Source organism: Mesorhizobium sp. M0621, assembly GCF_040320745.1.
In the GTDB taxonomy this organism is placed as follows: Bacteria; Pseudomonadota; Alphaproteobacteria; order Rhizobiales; family Rhizobiaceae; genus Mesorhizobium.
On sequence record NZ_JAMYQF010000120.1, the window covers coordinates 1 to 2,357 of the forward strand.

Sequence of the window (2,357 nt, forward strand, 5' to 3'; positions counted from 1 at the left end):
AGGTGGCTGAAGGGTTTTTTGTCCCTCTTGATCGCTCTCTTCCAACTCCGGCCCAAGCCGGTCGCCGCTTAGAGCGCGGATTGTTCACGGTCGACGACGTAGTTGAATGGGAGATCGCCGGGGCGGTGTTCCGCGGGAAGCTGCGGCTGCCCGAAACTCTCACCACCTACCGTGCTCGCGACGTGGCGCATGGTTTGATGCACCATATCCAACGAGACACTGCCGCCACAGGCCTGCGCCGCCCCCAAGGCCAAATTCAGCAATGCGAATTCGCTTTCAATCAGATAGCGGTTGGGGAGATCACCGAAGAAGTAGCGATGGCTGTCCTTTCCGGTCACTATTGTCAGACTGTTGCCGTCTGGCGGGCTCCAGCCGACTTCGCTCAATGCGGCCACGAGGCATGAGAAACCGCCGGTCGAGGCGAGGATCGCAAGGAGATCTTCCATGCGCACCCCGCGATCATTGGCGATCATTTTGCAGATCATATCGAACAGCAAACGCCCGACGAGTTGTGGACGAGCAAGAGGCTGCTCACCTTCGGTCCTGCGCAGATGAGCGAGCACGGCGCGATGCCCAGGATGAGCTTCGCTATCTCCGCCACCTGCTGGCGGAGAAGGAGATGTTTGTGGTGACGATGATGTTTTGCGGCCAAAAACAGGAAGTTTCATAGAAACACTTTGGCGCAGAGCCGTTAAGACCCTGTAACTTGCAAGACGACCGCAGGCGGCCTTTTGCTTCTGTTGGTGCGGTGGCGCTGACACGGCGATCGTGCAACGTTGATCCTTCTTCGGCTTGCGCGCCAGCACCGACAAGGCCACGGCGAGGATTTAGGCACGTCGAAAGCGACCGATGTCAGCGCTGGCCGCGATCGATCTCGGTCGACGCGGTGCTGAGTGGATCGGCGGCGGCAAAGGCCGCGTCGAGTTGTACGGGAGAACGCTGTTCGGTCCGCTTCCAGGCGACATATTGGACGATGCCGAAGCCAGGCCGTCGTGGCACCGTCTTCACGACAGGCATGCGGAAGCCGTCGCGAAATTTCGTCCAGCGCGTGCCCAACGCCACAACCATGTCCTCGAAGGTCGGCGGCGCCGCCACCGAGGCGTAGGTGATGGTGACATTGCCGGCAAGGCCGGCTTCGCGTGAGACGGGAAGCGGTATCGAGGCGAGATAGTCGGGCGGCACGTCGATGAGCCCACCGAACGGCCATTGCGCCCGCAGCGTGGCCGCGTCTGTCGGCGCGACATTGACATCGATGTCCTTGGGCGTGCCGGCGACCCTGTAAGGGCAGCGGAACCGGCCGCAATTGGCTTGCGCCGAAAACTGCCACAGCGTGTAGCCCTGCCAGTTGCCCATCGGGAAATGCACGTCGATGTCGTTGACGTAGCGGGCGTACCAGAGCGGCAGCCGCGACAGGAGCCGGTATCTGTAGCTGTTGTCGGCAATGTACCGGGCTGTTTTGCCGTTGGTGTAGATGACCGGGAAGCGGCCGACGCGCCGATGCACCTGGCGGACGAACTCCTCGGCATCGTCCAGCGACATCCATTGCGAAGGATCGTTGCCCTCGATGTCGAGGGCCATGAGATCGTCCGGCGCTGGTTCGGCGAAATCGAGGAAATTATTGGCTTGTTCGACCGGATTGCCGGGGCGGGCGAGGTGATAGGCGCCCCATTTCAGGCCGAGTGCCTTGGCGACAACCCGGCGGGTCTGGAACAGTTCGCGCGTCACTGCGTGGCGTTTCCACAGCGCCTTGCACAGTTTCACCTCGGTTTCGTCGCCCAAACAGAAATAGGGCGGCGGCATGCCGTCGGACGCCTTGCTGATGAACCCGACCACCCGCTTGTCGGTGGCGAGCTGGGCCCAGTCGATGGAATTGTATTCGTAGGCGTCGACGACCAGGGCGCGATCGGCGTTCTTCCAGGGCTCGGAAAAATCCGAAGCCCTTGCCGCCATCGACAGCGCCATCGTCGCCGCGAAAGCGAGGAGCGCTGTGCGGCGAAGGAGGTGCGCCGTCCTTTTCAAACAGGGGATCCCCGTTGACCGAATACAAATCCTGGACCGCTATGGTTAAGGAAGTGCTTCGGCCAGGAGCAGCGGCTAAGCGGCCTTTGGCTGACCGACGATGAAGGCGAGAGTTACCGGGATTCAACGACCAGCCGTTTGTGGGCATTTGCGGCTTTGCGTAGCGCTTCATTCGGTTCCGGCGGGTTCACAATCGCTTCCACCAACGCCATCTGATCCTTGATCGAAAGGTGGATGATGGCGGTAATGCAGTTCACTTAGGCACCTTCAGTGTTCTGACAGGATATTTGGCTGGTAGCCTTTTGACGACACGGGGGCATGATCGCCCCCGTGTTTTT

The 2,357-nt window shown here is 60.8% G+C and carries 3 protein-coding genes; all 3 read right to left on the reverse strand.

Annotated elements, in window-relative coordinates; genetic code table 11:
• Positions 1–68 precede the first annotated feature (68 nt).
• The 3 genes from NKI38_RS33340 to NKI38_RS33350 all read right to left on the reverse strand — a co-directional run bounded on the left by NKI38_RS33340 (position 69) and on the right by NKI38_RS33350 (position 2,276).
• Complete coding sequence (locus tag NKI38_RS33340) at positions 69–806, reverse strand: hypothetical protein (protein ID WP_352665114.1); 738 nt, start codon at positions 804–806, stop codon at positions 69–71.
• A gap of 46 nt (positions 807–852) precedes the next feature.
• The gene (locus NKI38_RS33345; RefSeq protein ID WP_352665116.1) at positions 853–2,019 is read right to left on the reverse strand and encodes a glycoside hydrolase family 25 protein; all 1,167 of its coding nucleotides are present in this window, start codon (positions 2,017–2,019) and stop codon (positions 853–855) included.
• A gap of 113 nt (positions 2,020–2,132) precedes the next feature.
• Complete coding sequence (locus NKI38_RS33350; RefSeq protein ID WP_352665118.1) at positions 2,133–2,276, reverse strand: type II toxin -antitoxin system TacA 1-like antitoxin; 144 nt, start codon at positions 2,274–2,276, stop codon at positions 2,133–2,135.
• Positions 2,277–2,357 lie beyond the last annotated feature (81 nt).